Annotated in this window: 20 protein-coding genes and 4 pseudogenes; 17 read left to right on the top strand and 7 right to left on the bottom strand. The window is 34.4% G+C overall.

What is annotated here, in order from left to right; genetic code table 11:
- Nucleotides 1–101 precede the first annotated feature (101 nt).
- A pseudogene (locus NE257_RS11020) lies at nucleotides 102–197 on the bottom strand (IS6 family transposase); the annotation flags it as partial.
- Nucleotides 198–386: 189 nt separating this feature from the next.
- A complete protein-coding gene (locus NE257_RS11775; protein WP_420871142.1) occupies nucleotides 387–683 on the bottom strand; it encodes a hypothetical protein in 297 nt (98 codons plus the stop codon).
- A gap of 897 nt (nucleotides 684–1,580) precedes the next feature.
- Here NE257_RS11775 and NE257_RS11010 point away from each other — a divergent pair.
- The 4 genes from NE257_RS11010 to NE257_RS10995 all read left to right on the top strand — a co-directional run bounded on the left by NE257_RS11010 (nucleotide 1,581) and on the right by NE257_RS10995 (nucleotide 4,596).
- A complete protein-coding gene (locus NE257_RS11010; RefSeq protein ID WP_007209242.1) occupies nucleotides 1,581–1,739 on the top strand; it encodes a hypothetical protein in 159 nt (52 codons plus the stop codon).
- 951 nt (nucleotides 1,740–2,690) lie between these two features.
- Entirely contained in the window at nucleotides 2,691–3,659 is a 969-nt protein-coding gene (locus tag NE257_RS11005; RefSeq protein ID WP_251886479.1) for a replication initiation factor domain-containing protein, read from the top strand.
- A 17-nt stretch (nucleotides 3,660–3,676) separates the two neighbouring features.
- On the top strand, nucleotides 3,677–3,895 hold the full coding sequence (locus NE257_RS11000; RefSeq protein WP_208775907.1) for a hypothetical protein: 219 nt from the start codon (nucleotides 3,677–3,679) through the stop codon (nucleotides 3,893–3,895).
- Between the two features lie 422 nt (nucleotides 3,896–4,317).
- Nucleotides 4,318–4,596: a DUF1905 domain-containing protein gene (locus tag NE257_RS10995; protein ID WP_005875075.1), complete on the top strand. Its 279-nt coding sequence runs from the start codon at nucleotides 4,318–4,320 to the stop codon at nucleotides 4,594–4,596.
- A gap of 374 nt (nucleotides 4,597–4,970) precedes the next feature.
- Here NE257_RS10995 and NE257_RS10990 read toward each other — a convergent pair whose 3' ends face one another.
- Complete coding sequence (locus NE257_RS10990; RefSeq protein WP_251850917.1) at nucleotides 4,971–6,362, bottom strand: dihydrolipoyl dehydrogenase family protein; 1,392 nt, start codon at nucleotides 6,360–6,362, stop codon at nucleotides 4,971–4,973.
- Nucleotides 6,359–6,793 (bottom strand): RrF2 family transcriptional regulator, encoded by a 435-nt coding sequence (locus NE257_RS10985; RefSeq protein ID WP_251886478.1) that lies wholly within the window; start codon nucleotides 6,791–6,793, stop codon nucleotides 6,359–6,361. The genes NE257_RS10990 and NE257_RS10985 overlap by 4 nt, the downstream gene beginning before the upstream one ends.
- A gap of 153 nt (nucleotides 6,794–6,946) precedes the next feature.
- On the opposite strand from NE257_RS10985, the gene NE257_RS10980 reads away from it, so the two are divergent.
- The 3 genes and pseudogenes from NE257_RS10980 to NE257_RS11705 all read left to right on the top strand — a co-directional run.
- Nucleotides 6,947–7,303, top strand: coding sequence for a transcriptional regulator (locus tag NE257_RS10980; protein ID WP_251886477.1), 357 nt, complete (start codon nucleotides 6,947–6,949; stop codon nucleotides 7,301–7,303).
- A 147-nt stretch (nucleotides 7,304–7,450) separates the two neighbouring features.
- Nucleotides 7,451–7,543 (top strand): annotated as a pseudogene (locus tag NE257_RS10975) (tyrosine-type recombinase/integrase); the annotation flags it as partial.
- Between the two features lie 19 nt (nucleotides 7,544–7,562).
- Nucleotides 7,563–7,667 (top strand): annotated as a pseudogene (locus NE257_RS11705) (zeta toxin family protein); the annotation flags it as partial.
- Nucleotides 7,668–7,755: 88 nt separating this feature from the next.
- Here NE257_RS11705 and NE257_RS10970 read toward each other — a convergent pair.
- Nucleotides 7,756–8,721 (bottom strand): tyrosine-type recombinase/integrase, encoded by a 966-nt coding sequence (locus NE257_RS10970; RefSeq protein WP_251886482.1) that lies wholly within the window; start codon nucleotides 8,719–8,721, stop codon nucleotides 7,756–7,758.
- 19 nt (nucleotides 8,722–8,740) lie between these two features.
- Complete coding sequence (locus NE257_RS10965) at nucleotides 8,741–9,508, bottom strand: DeoR/GlpR family DNA-binding transcription regulator (RefSeq protein WP_048602921.1); 768 nt, start codon at nucleotides 9,506–9,508, stop codon at nucleotides 8,741–8,743.
- A gap of 477 nt (nucleotides 9,509–9,985) precedes the next feature.
- On the opposite strand from NE257_RS10965, the gene lacA reads away from it, so the two are divergent.
- The 10 genes from lacA to NE257_RS10915 all read left to right on the top strand — a co-directional run bounded on the left by lacA (nucleotide 9,986) and on the right by NE257_RS10915 (nucleotide 18,587).
- Nucleotides 9,986–10,411, top strand: coding sequence for a galactose-6-phosphate isomerase subunit LacA (lacA, locus tag NE257_RS10960; protein WP_007209216.1), 426 nt, complete (start codon nucleotides 9,986–9,988; stop codon nucleotides 10,409–10,411).
- A gap of 16 nt (nucleotides 10,412–10,427) precedes the next feature.
- Complete coding sequence (gene lacB / locus NE257_RS10955) at nucleotides 10,428–10,943, top strand: galactose-6-phosphate isomerase subunit LacB (protein WP_007209215.1); 516 nt, start codon at nucleotides 10,428–10,430, stop codon at nucleotides 10,941–10,943.
- 10 nt (nucleotides 10,944–10,953) lie between these two features.
- Nucleotides 10,954–11,886 carry a tagatose-6-phosphate kinase gene (gene lacC, locus NE257_RS10950; protein ID WP_007209214.1) on the top strand — a complete coding sequence of 311 codons (933 nt, stop codon included), beginning with the start codon at nucleotides 10,954–10,956 and terminating at the stop codon, nucleotides 11,884–11,886.
- A 2-nt stretch (nucleotides 11,887–11,888) separates the two neighbouring features.
- The gene (gene lacD, locus NE257_RS10945; protein WP_251886476.1) at nucleotides 11,889–12,869 is read left to right on the top strand and encodes a tagatose-bisphosphate aldolase; all 981 of its coding nucleotides are present in this window, start codon (nucleotides 11,889–11,891) and stop codon (nucleotides 12,867–12,869) included.
- 27 nt (nucleotides 12,870–12,896) lie between these two features.
- Nucleotides 12,897–13,214 (top strand): PTS lactose/cellobiose transporter subunit IIA, encoded by a 318-nt coding sequence (locus tag NE257_RS10940; protein WP_251886475.1) that lies wholly within the window; start codon nucleotides 12,897–12,899, stop codon nucleotides 13,212–13,214.
- Nucleotides 13,214–14,920, top strand: coding sequence for a lactose-specific PTS transporter subunit EIIC (locus NE257_RS10935; protein ID WP_251886474.1), 1,707 nt, complete (start codon nucleotides 13,214–13,216; stop codon nucleotides 14,918–14,920). Before NE257_RS10940 ends, NE257_RS10935 begins: the two co-directional genes overlap by 1 nt.
- 146 nt (nucleotides 14,921–15,066) lie before the next feature.
- Nucleotides 15,067–16,473, top strand: coding sequence for a 6-phospho-beta-galactosidase (lacG, locus tag NE257_RS10930; protein WP_251886473.1), 1,407 nt, complete (start codon nucleotides 15,067–15,069; stop codon nucleotides 16,471–16,473).
- Nucleotides 16,474–16,495: 22 nt separating this feature from the next.
- Entirely contained in the window at nucleotides 16,496–16,768 is a 273-nt protein-coding gene (locus NE257_RS10925; protein WP_251886472.1) for a DUF3884 family protein, read from the top strand.
- A 20-nt stretch (nucleotides 16,769–16,788) separates the two neighbouring features.
- On the top strand, nucleotides 16,789–17,688 hold the full coding sequence (locus NE257_RS10920; protein ID WP_251886471.1) for an aldose 1-epimerase family protein: 900 nt from the start codon (nucleotides 16,789–16,791) through the stop codon (nucleotides 17,686–17,688).
- Nucleotides 17,689–18,290: 602 nt separating this feature from the next.
- A complete protein-coding gene (locus NE257_RS10915; RefSeq protein ID WP_215717140.1) occupies nucleotides 18,291–18,587 on the top strand; it encodes a DUF4298 domain-containing protein in 297 nt (98 codons plus the stop codon).
- Between the two features lie 120 nt (nucleotides 18,588–18,707).
- Here the strand turns inward: NE257_RS10915 and NE257_RS10910 are convergent.
- Nucleotides 18,708–18,956: pseudogene (locus NE257_RS10910) on the bottom strand (hypothetical protein); the annotation flags it as partial.

Raw genomic sequence — 18,956 nt, 5'->3', positions numbered from 1 at the left:
CTAAAATAAACCCGTGGTGCTAGTTAATTTTTTCCTAGAGGAAAATGGGTTCTGTTGCAAAGTTTTAAATAAAGAATAAAATCCCTTACGGTATCTATGATTTAAGCCGGTATACCCATTAAGACTTTTATTTCAGTTGATACTGAAAATCCGAAAAGCATTCCATTTCTTCAGTTCTTTTTGTATATTCCTTGGACGGGTTATATTGATAAAAAATAAGAAAACAGCCCCTATTATCTAAGTGTTAGATAATAGGGGCTGTTTTTATTGTATTTCTAAGGGGCTATTATCTATTTATAGACCCTAAACAAACATCTTTTGTAAAAAGCCTTTTTTCTGTTCTTTCAACAAATCTAACTTACGTTGATGAAGAGCGATAGTCTTGTCTATGCTTTCAAAAAAGAAATAATCAATTGTTGTTCTTTATCATTGGGCATTTTCATATCAATATTTAAAAAATCAGACTCATGTATTCTCCATTGACCATAAACAACACCTTGACGAAATCTTACCATTTTAGAAATAAAGCCCTTTCGGGCAGACATAATCCCTATAAATTGACTTTCTCGTGATTTTTTTGACTTAAATATACTATAGACAGGGGATATAACAGCTTTTCCAGTTCTATTAAATCCAATTGAACCTGTTTCAAGATTATTAGAACTATATATGAAATCTCCCAATTCAGTTTTTTTATATTTTTTTCTGAATCCTTGACTAAAAAGCTGCGATTATATCGTTCTCCTTTTGGAGTAACTCCTTTGCCTTGTACAAAAGACATAAGAGGATATTTATTCGTTTCTGGCGTTTGATCATTACGTTCAGATAAAACATCTCCTAAGCTCGTTTAAGCATTCTTAATGATCCCTTTGAACAAAATAGACAGTTTCGAATTAAAGTCGCTTAAATCGAGTTTTAGAACGTTTTAAAATAGAATGATGAAAAACTAAAAAGTTTCAAACGCTGGTCGGCTTGTTTCGCTAAAAAAGAGTGCAATGCGCATTTACACATCAAATAAATTGATGTCGTGCTAAACCCTAAAAACCTGTATAAGAAGTTGCCTTTGACAACAACAAAAAAATAGAATATGGGGATTGGGGCAACGCCCCAAAAATAAAAAGAATCGTCTGAAATGAGGAACAAACTAAAATGTAAATTTTAGGTGTGACCGAGTGGAAGATAATTACTTTTTACTGCATGTGTGTACACACATGCGAAGTTCACTACAATACTTTATAACGTTTTTATTTACATGAGCAAAGCGAGTTTTTCCAACACGTTTAATCTAAAATATTGGCAATTTATACCATGATTTTCATGGTATGTAAGTGCGCCCTTAGGAAAATAATTTGAATATATTTCAGATTTTCAATCTGACTGCTCCTGTCATCGAGCAGACCGATGAGGAAAACAAAAAGAGGACTAAACAAATATGAAAATCAGGAATGTTTTTATACCGAGAAAACTTTTCGGAAAGAAAAGAAAATTGGAATAAATGTAAATTTCCATGTTAAAATCAAGATAAGAAAAAACATAGTTTCAAACATAATAAAATCAAGTTTTAAAAGGAGAAATAATCCATGAAAAAACCTGAAGACATAGGAGAAAATCTAAGAAAAAAAGAATTAGAAAACAATGTTTTGGTCTTTCATGATTTTAATTATTTTTTAGATTCTTTGGTCGTTAGGGATAAGCTCCAGCAATTTCTTTTGATGTTTTATCAAATACAGAAAAAGTGATTACAAAGTTTATCGTCATAAAAACACCTCTTATTTGGCTCATATTTACGTTTTAAGAAACAAATATAATTATACAGGTATAAAAGTAAGCTCGCTATAATACTTTATAACGTTTTTATTTACATGAGCGTAGCGAATTTTATCCAACACGCCTGACGAAAATCAAAAACGTTTTACGTTTGATTTTCGCAACGGAACGCACAAAATTTATTTGGTGCGTATAAGTGCGCCCTTAGGAAAATAATTTGAATATATTTCAGATTTTCAATCTGACTGCTCCTGTCATCGATCAGACCGATGAGGAAAACAAAAAGAGGACTAAACAAAAAAGTTTAGTCCTCTTTTTGTTTTGAATAGTTCTAGAACGTCATATTTTGCGTTTTAAGCAATTTTGACTAACTAGGTGGGGATTTTTTACTTAGAAATTATTCAAAACGTTTGTAAAGTGCTTAAAATCGTTTCTAAGAGCTTTTAGCGTTTATTTCGTTTAGTTTATCGGCATAATCGTTAAAACAGGCGTTATCGTAGCGTAAAAGCCCTTGAGCGTAGCGTGGCTTTGCAGTGAAGATGTTGTCTGTTAGATTATGAAAGCCGATAACTGAACGAAATAATAAGCGATAGCGTCCTTTATTTCGGTAGGAGAGGCTCAAGGGAGTTTGAGGGAATGAAATTCCCTCATGCTCTATTTATAGTACTTTTTTTTGTCTTTTCAAATTTAAGTGATATACTAAAAAAAACAGAAAAAAGAGCAAAAAAATAGCCGAGCAGTGCGACAACACTTCTCGACTAATTACGGAAACTACTTGTACTAGCTCCGTAACTCATAATCATTATACGAATATTTTTAGGTTTCTTCAAGACTAGAGATTCTTGTTAATGAATTTTAAGGGTTACGTGAACTTTTAAAATTCTTTCCAAGAATCTCTTTTTTTCTTTTAGGAGGAACTAGATTTGAGTAAAAATGGAACTATCGTAAATGAGTGGGAAAAATTGGCCGCCCTATCTAACAGGCGGTTAAAGTATCAAAGTTTGACCCTTGACGTAAAATTTGATTGGTCGATTGATAGAATTACTATCGTTGGAAAGTTGAAAGAAAACCTTTATTATCACACTGAATTAGACGTATTGATTTTAAATTTTGAACAGTTAATGCGATTGAATGAAAATAATGGATATTTGAAAAATGTAGGTGCTAATTCTTGGCAGTTGATAGATGTACATGGAGAAAATATTGCATATATTGAAATGCTAAAATATCAAAATGGATATGGTCGTATTGATTTTAACCCAAATAAAATAAATAAATTTTTAGCTAGTTCTATGAAAAACTTTATTCATGATTTATTTTTAGAACCACATTTTTCAAGAGCAGATATAGCTTGCGATATGATTGATGTTCCAGATGATTTTATAACTCAATATCGTGTAGTTGATCCAATTTCATTTAAACCAATTTATGGACGGTCGGGTAAGCTAGAAACTGCATACTGGGGCAGTCGTTCAAGTGAAAGACAAGTCCGTATGTATAATAAAAAATTGGAACAGGAACAAAAGAGAAAAATAGTTCCTAGTGAAATAAAATCGTGGTGGAGATTTGAGTTACAATTAAGACGTGGTAAAGCTAACAACTGGCATGATATGGTTCATGAAAGTTTAAATAGTTTTGCAAGCCCACATTTTTTACCACCAGAAATTAAACCAACTGAAAGGATTATGATTAAAGGATTACTTTATGACCATTCAGAATGGGGGAATTTAGCCAAAAATACAAAGAAAAAATATCGTGATATTTTGAAAGAAGAAAGTTTAAATGATGAATTAACAAAACATTTACGAGAAACATTTAAGGAATCTTCAAGTGAATTAAAAAAAGAATTAGATACTTGGTTACAAGGTTTAGATGTTTCTGAAGATAATTAATAAAAAGGAGAATAAAAATGAAAAGTATAGATGAATTATTCAAAGGATATTATGATAGCAACAATTTAGAAAAAAATAGTCAGTATAGTGATTGTAGTAAAGAACAATTAGTGATTGAAACAGAGTATATGAATGCTTGCTTGCATAGAATTTTGAAATATATCAACGATGGTGGAACAGATATAAATAGAATTTATGCAGAAGTAATGGACGGAATTTACGAAAGTCGCATTTAGGGTAGGAGAGATAAAATAAATTGCAGTCCGAAAAATTATAAAATAATTTTAAAGGCGCACTTACACATCAAATAAAGTGATGTCGTGCTAAACCCTAAAAACCTGTATAAGAAGTTGCCATTGGCAACAACAAAAAAATAGAATATGGGGATTGGGGCAACGCCCCAAAAATAAAAAGAATCGTCTGAAACGAGGAACAAACTAAAATGTAAATTTTAGTTGTTACTGAGTGGAAGATGATTACTTTTTACCCTATGTGTATACACACATTAGAGTATGCTCTTTATAAAATTAATTTTCGTGTAAATGATTAAAAAATCTAATAATAAAATTTAAATTCCTATTAAGTTGTAACACATGAAATTAGATAGTTTCATGTATCATAACTATAGATAAAGTGAATGAGAAATGGGGCTATTTAAATGATAAAAATAATTGACAATCAGAAACTCAAATTACATTACAAAGAGGGATTTGGATCATGGACTTATCACCTTAGACTACCAGGAACAGCTGATAATAAAGGGAGATGGGGACATTTAAAAGTATCTGGTACAATTGACGATTTTGAAGTGAAAAACATTTATTTGGCTCCAAGGAAAGATGAAGATAAGATTATCTCAATCAATAAGGAAATTAGAGACGCGATAGGGAAAAGCGGTGGCGATATAGTAACGGTAATGTTATATTTGCATGATTAATTTACTCAATAAATCCAATCTTCTCTTTTTAGATATGAAACTTACGCTATGATGGGCTTAAAGATTTGGGTAAATTCTATATTTGATAGAATTTATTTTTATATCGCACACGATGTTTTCCGGAATCTCTTATATAAATTAGTTTATACGATTTTATAGACACTCTTTTATTTCTTCATCAAGTACTAAAATAGAGTTATTAATTGGTACATAAACGTCTAGTGAGGGCATGATATTCACCTCTTATCTGTTATAAGTAATAATGAATAGGAGGTGAATAGTGTAAAATGACTCCTATAGAGTGGACTCTGAAAAATAGATCTCTATAAGGTCCATTTTATTTTGTCCCAGCCTCTTTTGTGGTTAAATTTAAGTTAAATCATTTCAAGTAAATCATTCATGGATTCACTCATTGTAGGGTGAGTATAAATACCGTCTCGTAAACTCTTATATGAAATATTTTCATTAATTGCTAATGCAATTAAGTTGATCATTTCGTGAGCTTCGTAGCTGAAGAAGCTTGCGCCTAATATAAGGTCAGTCTCTGGATCAACTAATATTTTCAAAAAGCCGCTTGTTTCACGCAATACTTGAGCTTTAGGAACAGTAGCAACGGGCATCTTAGCAACTTTATAATTTTTACCAGCTTCAGTTGCTTCTTTTTCATTAAAGCCTACCCGTGCAAATGTTGGATCCACAAATGTTGCTGTAGGATAAACACGACGCGTTTCTAAATTATAGTTGGATTCTTCTCCTAGCAATTGAGGCAAAACAATACGGTAGTCATCCAAAGAAATATAAGTGAATTGTGGTCCACCTTTAACGTCGCCCACTGCCCAAATGTGTTCAACAGAAGATTGCAAGTGCTTGTTTACCTTGATTTCTCCACGAGCGCCGAGCGCCACGCCAGCCTTTTCAATATCTAATTTATTTGTGTTAGGAATACGACCAGTAGCAACTAAAATTTCATTTAATTCAGCAGATTTTTCTTCGCCGTTTTGTTCAAATGTTAAACGTACACCATTATCCGTATCTTGAACACGTTTAGCTTGAGCGTTAAATTCAATAGTTACCCCTAATTCTTCTAATCTTTCCAAAATAGCTGCTGCGTCATCCTTATCTTCACGTGGCAATAATGAGTCATTGAATTGATAAACAGTTACTTCAGAACCAAATTCAGCAAAATAAGAAGCGAATTCTAATCCAATTGGACCAGCTCCGATAATACCTAGTTTTTTTGGAAGATTTGTTAGCTCTAAAATTTCTTCACTTGTGTGGATGTGTGGACTGTTTTGCTTGTTTTCAAAATCTGGAATAACAGCCGTAGATCCAGTTCCAATAATGATATTAGCAGCCGTAACTTGTAGCGTTTCTGTATCTGTATCCACTAACAAAGTATGGTCATCTTTGAAGTGAGCAAAACCGTCTAAGACTGTTACGTTATCTAAATCAGCAATTTTATGGTAGTTTTTTTTATTTAATTTGGTTACTAATTCAGTTTTATAGTCCATGGCTTGTTTGAAAAACTGGTTGTTAATCTCAGGATTTCGCTCAATGCCAAATTCTGATAATTGATCAATAATTTTTGCACTATGTGTCAACGATTTAGTCGGTAAGCATCCCACATTAATACAAGTTCCACCATACATTTTAGCTGATTTTTCAATCACAGTGACGGTTTTTCCTTTTTTAGCTAAAGCACCTGCTAATGTTTTTCCTGCTTTACCAAATCCAATAATGGCTACGTCTGTAGTGTACTCATTCATATTTTAGTGCCCCTCTCATTTTGTATTGCATATAATTTTACTTCCATATCTTTTAATGTAATAGTTGCTAGTTTTGCTATTGCATCTTTATTCAGCTCATCATAAAGATCATCCATAGCTTCTGACATACCAGACGAAATCATACATTGTTCATTGATATAACCTGAATGCCAAGTATTTTGGATAATTGGGATCTTTATCGCCTCATAAACATTTTTTAAAGTGATAGCTTCTAAATTATCGGTTAGAAAGTATCCACCATGCACACCTTTTTTCGTTTGAACTAATCCTTTTTTTCGGCATTTTGCCAGAACTCTGCGAACACGAACTGGATTCGTACAAATGTTCTCAGCTAATGCTTCACTGGTAAAAATTGAATTGTTATGACCTAAATAGACCAACCCATGTACTGCAATCGTAAATTCACTCAAAATTATTCACCTTCTTTAAAAAGTAACTTTTAAAGTTACTTTATATAAATTAAGTATACACCTAAAAGTTATCCAAATCTACAAAATCTGTTACTTTTAAGCAATTATTTTAATATCTCCTTAGACGAATTGATTAAAGGAGATGACGATAAGATGAAAAGAGAAGTAACTATTGCTAAGATGAATCAATTAATGTTGGTTATTATAGGATCATTTGTTTTAACCCTCATTACTGCATCCTTATTTAAATACTGGGGCGATTTTTCTTTGATTTTGCCAGTTACTTTTATAGTAATCATGGTCAATGCTGCTATTAAACTTCAAAAGATCCAAGATAAAGAAAATCTAAAAACCTATAAAAAAATCTTAGATTATATGGACAATAGAGAAGTAAGAAATGATCCGAAAACACAAAACAGGAAGAGAATGAACTTAGAAAAATCTAGCTTGGCGATAGCAGGAGCTCTTATTGAGTTTTTCTTAATGTATGGCGTACTGTCGGTTTTCTAAATCATCTTAATACATGAAATTGTATAAAATCATGTATCAAGAATCCTATCCCTATAGGGTTCTTTTTTTTACTCCCCCTAAACACACGATTTCGTGTTGTAATAACTATAATCATATATTCGGACAGACTAAAAAGGAGGGATTGTCATGGGCTATAATGTTCAGCCGCTACGGTCGCAACAGGAGATTAATGATTTTTTATTTTGCCTGCGACGGAATAAAAATGTGGAACGTGACGTTCGTTTTAGGCTTTCAACATAACGATACGTTCAAACAACAGCACCCAAATTTTGACGAATTAGTGAAACTCTATGAAAAAGACGTAGTAAAACATGCAACATCCTATTCTAATCAGCTGGTAAAGCTTAATTAGGTTATATAAGCTTGAAAATAAAGGGTTTGTCCAATATGGACAAGCCTTTTTCTTATGTTTTGCCACAGATTTGCCACACTTATTGTGTAAGAGTATCAAGGATAGGTATAATTTGATCCTTTGTTTTTTTAGTGATGTGCAAATAAATTTCTGTTACACGACTACCTCTAGAATGCCCTACACGGTCTTGAATTGCTTCTAGGGGTATTCCTTGCTCTGCTAAGAAACTAATATGCGTATGACGGAATATAAGGGTCGTAATATGTTTATTAAAACTAAGTTTATTATCAATATCAATTCCTGCTCGTTTTGGATTACCTTTTCGATTTAATTTTCCATTTTCAGGTGAGTTAAGGAAATTGTTAAGGACACTATAATGAAGAGGTGTTTCATTATAGTCGGGTTTATGACGACTTTTGGAAGTAAAAATCCATCCATTATCTTTATAATCAGGATTGAATCTTATATGTTGGTGATTTAACTCAATTTCCTCTTTAAGAATTTCTATAGCCCTTTTAGATAATTGGACATTTCGGTAACTTTGTAAGTTTTTTACATTACCTTCATAGCTATTTTCTGCAGCTCCTCCGTGAGTGGACTGACTAATAATGATATTTTGCTTTTCAAAATATTGATAGCCACCAATATTTTGGAGCTTTCGACTCTGTAAGTCAACAGGGCCATTAGTTAGAATACCTATTGGGATGTGGTTTTTATGTAGAGCCAGCAGTAGTTGATGTATCTCAGTAATCATCGTAATCTGATCGAGTTCATATTCATAGTCAGCTTGGAAGTCTAGAGCTTCTGTCCTAGAAATACTATCGATGCCAAATTCTTCCATAGTCTTCTGACAGCGAAAAATTCTAAGCTGCTCAATACTGATGAGTTTTTTCGTGTATTTAGGAAAAGCAACATCAGACCAATATATGAAACGTTTGTAAATGTTATCGATTTGTTGGATATCAATCGCCGGAAAACATTTTTCAACGTTACATTTAAAGGGGAGTTGATGGTCATAAAGAGTGTCATCAAGGTCAAAAACAATATTTTTATAAGTTATAATTCTAGTCCGCTTTTAAAATAGTAGTGTACTGGCTAAATTCCTCTAAGTGTTGAGGGCTAATCTGGTTATCTGTAATGATGGTATCGAGTTGATCTAGATTATAGAAGTTAAAGAAATCGTATCGATCGAATTTAGTACTGTCTACTAATAAGAATTTTTCTATAGCATTGTTTAGGGCAAGTTGTTGAATCACACCTTCCTTGTCACTATATGTAGCAATAGAATTATGGGTAACAGCATTTGCACTAACAAAAGCTTTGGCAAATCTCATTGCTTTTAAATTTGTCGAAGCCATTGAACCTACAAAAGCTCCAGTTATTTCTCTATATTCACCGCCAAGAAGCAATAAATCAATGGTTTCGCTATCATTTAGAATCAAGAACACAGGAAGACTATTTGTAATGACACGAATTTTATAACCTTTACGACCTTTCAATTCTAATGCCAGTTGTTCAAGTGTAGTTCCGGGTCCAATAAAAACAGTATCGCCATCTTTGATTAAAGAGCAGGCTTTTTTAGCAATGTCAATTTTTTCTTTTGTATTTAGACTTTTCTTCTCGATATGTGTCTTTTCAAGTGGCTTTTTAGAGGAAAGCAATTGTGCACCACCATGAGTACGTGTTAAAAGTCCATCAGCTTCTAGAGTATCAAGGTCTCTGCGGGCTGTCATATCGGAAATATCTAGTTCATCTATTATTTCTTTTATGGTTATGGTCCCATCAATCTTTAACATATCTAAAATTTTTTCTAATCGTCGTTTTTTGTTCATATGAAGACTCTTCTTTCATAAAGTAATTTTTTTCCAAAGATAATTTTCTTTTAATTGTATCATAAAAGACAATATTTTTAAGGTAAAACAAACAATTTCAAATAAAAACAAACGTTAGATGATGAAATAAGAATAGAGGATTGACGTATATTAGCTTAGGTCAGATTTTGTGTAAGACGAAAATAAAGTAGACCTCTTAATCAGTAAGTTATAGAAGTAAAAGACTTTTGTAATACTTGAATAGCTATATCACGTCCATTTTGTGATGGATTAAATGAACAAAAATGAACAATAATTCAACGGTGTTATCTATTTTTTTAAAAAAACAAACAAAAAATAAACAAAAATAGTTGTTTTTTGTTTGAATGTTTGATATTATATAAACAAAGAAATGATGAAAACGTTTTTTCGAACGTTTTGTAAAATGTTTTCTACTTCTACGTAGCATTTCTTTCTAAAATTTAGGAGGTGGTCAAAATGGCCATTGTTGTTGGTGCAGATCTCAAAGGTACGAGATTAAAAGATGTTGTGAAAAATTTTCTTGTAGAAGAAGGTTTTGAGGTAATTGATGTGACTAAGGACGGACAAGATTTTGTTGATGTTACCTTGGCAGTTTCCTCTGAAGTAAATAAAGATGAGCAAAACTTAGGTATTGTAATTGATGCTTATGGAGCTGGTCCATTCATGGTAGCAACTAAAATTAAAGGTATGGTTGCAGCAGAAGTTTCAGATGAACGCTCAGCTTATATGACACGTGGACATAACAATGCACGAATGATTACGGTTGGCGCTGAAATCGTCGGTGATGAGCTTGCTAAAAACATCGCTAAAGGTTTCGTTAATGGTAAATATGATGGCGGACGTCATCAAATCCGTGTAGATATGCTTAACAAGATGTGTTAAGAAAGGGAGTTAAGGAATGAGAATCGCAATTGGATGTGACCACATTGTCACAGATGAAAAAATGGCAGTATCAGAATTCTTGAAATCAAAAGGACATGAGGTCCTTGATTTCGGGACATATGACCACGCACGTACTCACTACCCTATCTATGGTAAAAAAGTCGGTGAAGCAGTAGTAAGTGGTCAAGCAGACTTGGGAGTATGTATCTGTGGTACAGGTGTCGGCATTAACAATGCAGTCAATAAAGTTCCAGGTGTTCGCTCAGCGTTGGTTCGTGATATGACATCAGCTCTATATGCAAAAGAAGAGTTAAATGCGAATGTTATCGGTTTCGGTGGAATGATTACTGGTGGTCTTCTTATGAATGACATCATTGAAGCTTTCATTGAAGCTGAGTACAAACCAACAGAAGAAAATAAAAAATTGATTGCAAAAATCGAACACGTTGAAACACATAATGCACATCAAGCAGATGAAGATTTCTTTACAGAATTCCTTGAGAAATGGGACCGTGGTGACTACCACGATTAAGGTATAACAAATGATTCTGACAGTCACACTAAATCCTTCAGTAGACATCTCTTATCCTCTAGAAACATTGAAAATTGATACAGTGAATAGGGTGAAAGATGTTAGTAAGACAGCTGGTGGAAAAGGCTTAAATGTTACTAGAGTCTTGTATGAATCTGGTGATAAAGTTACTGCTACAGGTTTCTTAGGTGGTAAAATTGGTGAATTTATTGAAAGCGAATTAGAACAATCTCCTGTTAGTCCAGCTTTTTATAAAATCTCAGGAAACACTAGAAACTGTATTGCTATCTTACACGAGGGTAACCAAACAGAAATTTTGGAACAAGGACCAACAATTTCTCATGAAGAAGCAGAAGGCTTTCTTGACCACTATAGCAATCTTATTAAACAATCAGAAGTTGTGACAATTTCAGGAAGTTTACCTTCAGGGCTTCCCAACGATTATTATGAAAAACTTATCCAACTTGCTTCGGATGAAGGAGTAGCAGTCGTTTTGGATTGTTCAGGTGCACCTCTTGAAACAGTTCTAAAATCGTCGGCTAAACCTACTGCCATCAAACCTAATAATGAGGAACTTTCACAGTTGCTTGGAAAAGAAGTAACAAAAGATATTGAAGAACTCAAAGGCGTTCTTAAAGAGTCACTTTTTAGTGGTATCGAATGGATAGTGGTCTCATTAGGTCGAAACGGTGCCTTTGCAAAACATGGTGATGTTTTCTATAAGGTAGATATTCCTGATATCCCAGTTGTTAATCCAGTCGGATCAGGGGACTCAACGGTAGCTGGTATTGCATCAGCTTTAAATAGTAAAAAAAGTGACGCTGACTTATTAAAACATGCGATGACATTGGGTATGTTAAATGCTCAAGAAACAATGACAGGGCATGTGAATATGACTAATTACGAAACACTAAACTCACAAATTGAAGTAAAAGAGGTATAAAAATGGTACTTACAGAACAGAAACGCAAATCTTTGGAAAAAATTTCAGATAAAAACGGTGTTATCTCAGCTTTGGCATTTGACCAACGTGGTGCTTTGAAACGTTTGATGGCACAGTATCAAGATACAGAACCAACTGTAGCTCAAATGGAAGAACTAAAGGTTTTGGTTGCTGATGAACTTACAAAATACGCTTCTTCAATGTTGCTTGACCCTGAATATGGACTTCCAGCAACAAAAGCATTGGATAAAGAAGCAGGTCTTCTTCTTGCCTATGAAAAAACAGGTTATGATACATCAAGTACAAAACGTTTGCCTGACTGCTTGGATGTTTGGTCTGCAAAACGTATCAAAGAGCAAGGCGCTGATGCCGTTAAGTTCTTACTTTACTATGATGTAGACAGCTCAGATGAACTTAACCAACAAAAACAAGCTTATATTGAACGTGTTGGTTCTGAATGTGTCGGTGAAGATATTCCTTTCTTCTTGGAAATCCTTGCTTATGATGAAGAAATCTCAGATACAGGTTCTGTTGAATATGCAAAAGTGAAACCTCGCAAAGTCATTGAAGCGATGAAAGTTTTCTCTGATCCACGCTTTAACATTGATGTTCTTAAAGTAGAAGTACCAGTTAACGTTAAATATGTCGAAGGTTTTGCTGATGGTGAAGTGGTTTACAGTAAAGCTGAAGCTGCTGACTTCTTTAAAGCACAAGAAGAAGCGACTAACCTTCCATACATCTACCTAAGTGCAGGTGTATCTGCTAAATTGTTCCAAGAAACATTGCAGTTTGCTCACGACTCAGGTGCCAAGTTTAATGGTGTGCTTTGTGGACGTGCTACTTGGGCAGGATCTGTAGAACCTTACATCAAAGAAGGTGAAAAAGCAGCACGTGAATGGTTGCGTACTACTGGATTCGAAAATATTGATGAACTTAACAAAGTTCTTGTTAAAACAGCTAGTCCATGGACTGATAAAGTATAGTAAAAACATAAAACGGAGGATATTGTTATGAACAGTGAAGAGATGACTCTCTTAGGGTTTGAAATTGTTGCTTATGCTGGAGATGCTCGCTCTAAACTTTTAGAAGCGCTTAAAGCGGCTGCAAATGGTGATTTCCCTAAGGCAGATAGTCTTGTAGTAGAAGCAGGAAGCTGTATTGCAGAGGCTCACAATTCTCAGACAGCTATGTTGGCTCGAGAAGCTTCTGGGGAGGAACTTCCATACAGCGTTACCATGATGCATGGTCAGGACCACTTAATGACTGCTATCTTATTAAAAGATATGATTCCTCACCTCATCGAACTTTATAAAAGGGGAACAAAATAATGCATAAACTCATTGAACTTATTGAGAAAGGGAAACCGTTCTTTGAAAAAATCTCTCGAAACATCTATCTTCGTGCTATTCGTGATGGATTTATCGCTGGTATGCCAGTCATCCTTTTCTCATCTATCTTTATCCTTATTGCCTATGTCCCAAATGCTTGGGGATTCCACTGGTCAAAAGACATTGAGACCTTCTTGATGACTCCTTATAGCTATTCGATGGGTATCCTAGCATTCTTTGTTGGTGGTACTACCGCTAAAGCTTTGACGGACTCAATGAACCGTGACCTACCTGCGACCAATCAGATTAACTTCTTATCTACGATGCTAGCATCTATGGTAGGGTTCCTTTTGATGGCAGCTGAGCCTGCAAAAGAAGGAGGCTTCTTGACAGCCTTCATGGGAACAAAAGGTCTTTTGACAGCATTTATTGCAGCCTTTGTGACAGTTAATGTTTACAAGGTCTGTGTGAAAAATAATGTTACTATTCGTATGCCTGAAGAGGTTCCACCAAATATCTCTCAAGTATTTAAAGACTTGATTCCATTCACTGTATCGGTTATTCTCCTTTATGGACTTGAACTCATTGTTAAGGGAACTCTTGGTGTAACCGTTGCAGAATCAATCGGTACCCTTCTTGCTCCTCTCTTCTCAGCTGCAGATGGTTACCTTGGAATTACATTTATCTTTGGTGCTTATGCCTTCTTCTGGTTTGTTGGTATCCACGGTCCTTCAATTGTCGAACCAGCAATCGCTGCTATCACTTATGCCAATATCGATACCAACTTGCATCTTATCCAAGCTGGACAACATGCAGATAAAGTTATCACTTCTGGTACTCAAATGTTTATTGTTACCATGGGTGGAACAGGAGCTACATTGATTGTTCCATTCTTGTTCATGTGGGTTTGTAAATCAGAACGTAACCGTGCCATCGGACGTGCCTCAGTTGTTCCAACATTCTTTGGGGTTAATGAGCCAATCTTATTTGGTGCACCAATCGTATTGAATCCGATTTTCTTTATACCGTTCATTTTCGCTCCGATTGTCAACGTTTGGATCTTTAAATTCTTTGTTGACACATTGAATATGAACTCATTCTCTGCCAACCTTCCATGGGTTACTCCTGGTCCTTTGGGAATTGTACTTGGTACTAACTTCCAAGTTCTATCATTTATCTTAGCCGGACTCTTGGTAGTTGTTGATACTATCATTTATTACCCATTTGTTAAGGCATACGATGACCAAATTCTTGAAGAAGAACGTTCTGGTAAAACAAACGATGCTCTTAAAGAAAAAGTAGCTGTAAACTTCAATACTGCTAAAGCAGATGCCGTTCTTGGAAAAGCAGGCGTTGCTAAAGAAGATGTAGCAGCAAACAATAATATCACAAAAGAAACTAATGTCCTTGTTCTTTGTGCAGGTGGAGGTACAAGTGGCTTGCTTGCCAATGCCTTGAACAAAGCGGCAGTAGAATACAATGTTCCAGTCAAAGCAGCAGCGGGTAGTTACGGTGCTCACCGTGAAATGTTGCCAGAGTTTGATTTGGTTATCTTGGCTCCACAGGTCGCTTCAAACTTCGATGATATGAAGGCTGAAACAGATAAATTGGGTATTAAACTTGCAAAAACTGAAGGAGCTCAATATATCAAATTGACACGTGATGGACAAGGTGCTCTTGCATTTGTTCAACAACAGTTTGATTAATAAATTTGTAAAAGTTATTTGAGACGAGATTATTCTTTCAGTTCCTTATAATATTGTTAACCATATCATTGCATTTCATTTCATTTCCTTGGTTTCCGGAACTCAGAATATCGTCTCAAATGCTTTTTTTGAAAGGATTTATAGTTATGATTAAAACACTTCCTAAAGATTTTATTTTTGGTGGTGCTACAGCTGCTTATCAAGCAGAAGGTGCGACTCACACGGATGGTAAAGGCCCAGTTGCATGGGATAAGTATCTTGAAGACAATTATTGGTACACAGCAGAGCCTGCAAGTGATTTTTACCATAAATATCCTGTTGATTTAGAATTAGCTGAAAAATATAGCGTTAATGGTATTCGTATTTCAATTGCCTGGTCTCGTATTTTCCCAACTGGCTATGGCGAAGTAAATGAAAAAGGTGTTGAATTCTACCATAATCTTTTTGCCGAGTGCCACAAACGTCATGTTGAGCCATTCGTGACTTTGCACCACTTTGACACACCAGAAGCTCTTCACTCAGATGGAGATTTTTTAAACCGCGAAAATATAGAACACTTTGTAGATTATGCCGCTTTCTGTTTTGAAGAGTTCCCAGAAGTAAACTACTGGACAACTTTCAATGAAATTGGCCCAATTGGAGATGGTCAATACTTGGTTGGTAAATTCCCTCCAGGCATTAAATATGATCTTGCCAAAGTCTTCCAATCACACCACAATATGATGGTTTCTCATGCACGTGCTGTGAAATTGTATAAAGATAAAGGTTATAAAGGCGAAATTGGTGTAGTACATGCGTTGCCAACCAAATACCCTTATGATCCAGAAAATCCAGCAGATGTTCGTGCCGCTGAGTTAGAAGATATCATCCATAACAAATTTATCTTGGATGCAACCTACCTTGGACACTATTCAGATAAAACGATGGAAGGGGTCAACCACATCCTAGCTGAAAATGGTGGAGAACTTGATCTTCGTGATGAAGACTTCCAATCACTTGAAGCAGCTAAAGATCTGAACGATTTCCTTGGTATCAACTACTACATGAGTGATTGGATGCAAGCCTTTGATGGTGAGACTGAAATCATTCACAATGGTAAGGGTGAAAAAGGAAGTTCTAAGTACCAGATTAAAGGTGTTGGTCGCCGAATCGCACCAGATTATGTGCCTAGAACGGATTGGGACTGGATTATTTATCCTGAAGGCTTGTATGACCAAATCATGCGAGTGAAAAATGATTATCCAAACTACAAGAAAATTTACATCACTGAAAACGGTCTTGGATACAAAGATGAGTTTGTAGATAATACCGTTTATGATGATGGTCGTATTGATTACGTGAAGAAACACTTGGAAGTTTTATCAGACGCAATTGCGGATGGTGCAAATGTTAAAGGTTACTTCATCTGGTCACTTATGGATGTCTTCTCATGGTCAAACGGATACGAAAAACGTTATGGACTATTCTATGTAGACTTTGACACGCAAGAACGCTATCCTAAGAAATCAGCTCATTGGTATAAGAAAGTAGCAGAAACTCAAGTGATAGAGTAATATTACTTGAAAATGTAAAAAATTGTTATCCGATACTTTAGAAAAAGTACAACACTTATTTAGAGCAGGATTTGAAAAGGTATATATTGTTAGTTTCGAAGATTGTCCTATGATTCCTGAGCTTGAAGATACCCCGTTGCTAAAATGTGGTAAATGGTATGTTTCAACTGGAAAAGAGTGGATTTGCCATTCTGATTTAGAGTTACCAGCATTTGAATGGGAATTTTTACAATCACTCGATGTAGAAATACGTGAGACTATTCACTTCGAGGTAAATTATTTGCCTTTCCAATAATAAAAAGAAAGGAATTAGTTGTGACTATCGAATTAAAAAACGAGTATCTTACTGTTCAGTTTAAAACACTTGGTGGTCAACTGACTTCGATTAAAGACAAGGATAGGATAGAGTATCTCTGGCAAGCTGATTCAAATTATTGGAATGGACAGGCGCCTATTCTATTTCCTATCTGTGGTAGTTTACGAAATGATTGGGTTATTTATAGACCTCAAGAAAGACCCTTTTTTACAGGTCTTATTCGTAGACATGGTTTTGTTCGAAAAGAAGAATTTATTCTGGAAGAAGTCAATGATAATAGCGTGACCTTTAGTATTAAACCAAATGCTGAGATGCTTGATAATTACCTATATCAGTTTGAACTGAGAGTTGTTTATACCTTGAATGGTAAATCAATTAGAACCGAATTTCAGGTAACGAACTTGGAAATGGAAAAAACAATGCCTTACTTTATTGGAGCCCATCCAGCATTCAATTGTCCTTTAGTAGAAGGTGAAAACTATGAGGATTATTATATTGAATTTAGTGAGGTTGAGTATTGCTCGATACCAAAGAGTTTTCCTGAGACAGGATTATTAGATTTGCAAGATCGGACACCTTTTTTGGAAAATCAAAAGATTCTCGATTTGGACTACTCACTTTTTTCCCATGATGCCATTACACTTGACCAGCTCAAGTCTCGTAGCGTAACGCTTCGGTCAAGGAAGTCTGGTAAAGGTCTTCGAGTAGATTTTGATGATTTTCCGAACTTGATTCTGTGGTCTACAACTAATAAAAGTCCATTCATTGCTTTGGAACCTTGGAGTGGTCTCTCCACTTCACTTGAAGAAGGTAATTTCTTAGAAGATAAAAGACAGGTAACGAAAATTTCACCTCAAGAAACTTCTAGAAAAATCTATGATACTACTATCCTTAATTAAAATTTGTTATTATTTGATTCTTAAGTAAGATTTGAATACTCTTACCTTGTGATGATAGATTGGTCTTCTCCGTGCCAGTCTTACATCGCAAGGTTTTTAAGTTTTTTGTGGGTCTATGTCAACTGTAGTGGGTGACGAAAAGCTAATATCTAAAGACAGTCTGGTAGTAAAAAAATAAGATTATTTACTACTTCTTGATTTAAAATATTAATTGTCAAATTAAGTTAGACAACAGTCAAATATGATAACGTTATCAGATAATGGAAGTCGACTTCCAATTTGTGAACGTACACAAATTTAGTAACGTTTCGAAATATCCAAATGTTTGTACGTACCAACATATCAAAAATAGAATACATACTCTAATTTAAGATAACACCAATATCAACCGACGTCGGTTGATTCTTCGCAAAACGAAGAATCACAAATACAATTTTTTGAATCTCTTCCAATTGGCACAATATCAAGCGCAATCACTCATTCCAGTGATCTAGACGTGCTTAGAATGGCAATCTCAACATTAAATATAACTTTATTAAATACTAATGATTGCATTAAAAATCACTTTTTGAGATAATTGCTAAAAGAGAGAGGATTATCAAATGGATAACAAAGATATAGAGCTGATTCAACAAATGGAAAACAAATATGACACTTTTATGCCAGTCTTAACTAATTTAATTGATAGTGTTGAAAAATTTAACTCAATTTACAATAACTATATTGAATTAAAAAATTTTTATGGTAGTGAAAAATGGTTTGAATATATGGAAATTGAAAAAATCCCAGTAAAATGTGGTGTTTTAACAGAAGACCAATTATATGATATGATTGGTGATCATAGTGAACTTCTTGGAGTATTACTTGACCTAACTTCAAAAATGTACAAAAATTTTTAAAAAAATAAGCACCACTTGAGGTGCTATTTCTTGCCTGCTGAACTCATTTTTAGTGACTTTTTATATAGTTTTGATTTTGTTTTATTTTGATCTAACTGTAAACCAAATCATCACAAACGCTTATATATCAATGAAGTTTACTGTAAATTTACACTGTTTAAATGCTAGGTTTAATTCTACAAATTTTTTAAATGTTTCGATTTTGAATTTTATTTCAGGTAAATTACTGGAAGAGTAAGTAGACCAGCCTTTAACGTCACTTCCAATTATAGCTAATTCTTTATGAGCATTAATAATTCCCATTGTTGCCAATTTTCCAGGTTCTAAAATTACGACGTAATCACTTAGTTTTTCTTCTAATCGATTTTT

Origin of the sequence: Enterococcus italicus, assembly GCF_023743875.1 — a bacterium.
In the GTDB taxonomy this organism is placed as follows: Bacteria; Bacillota; Bacilli; order Lactobacillales; family Enterococcaceae; genus Enterococcus_G; species Enterococcus_G italicus.
This window is presented reverse-complemented; position numbering and strand designations above follow the sequence as displayed.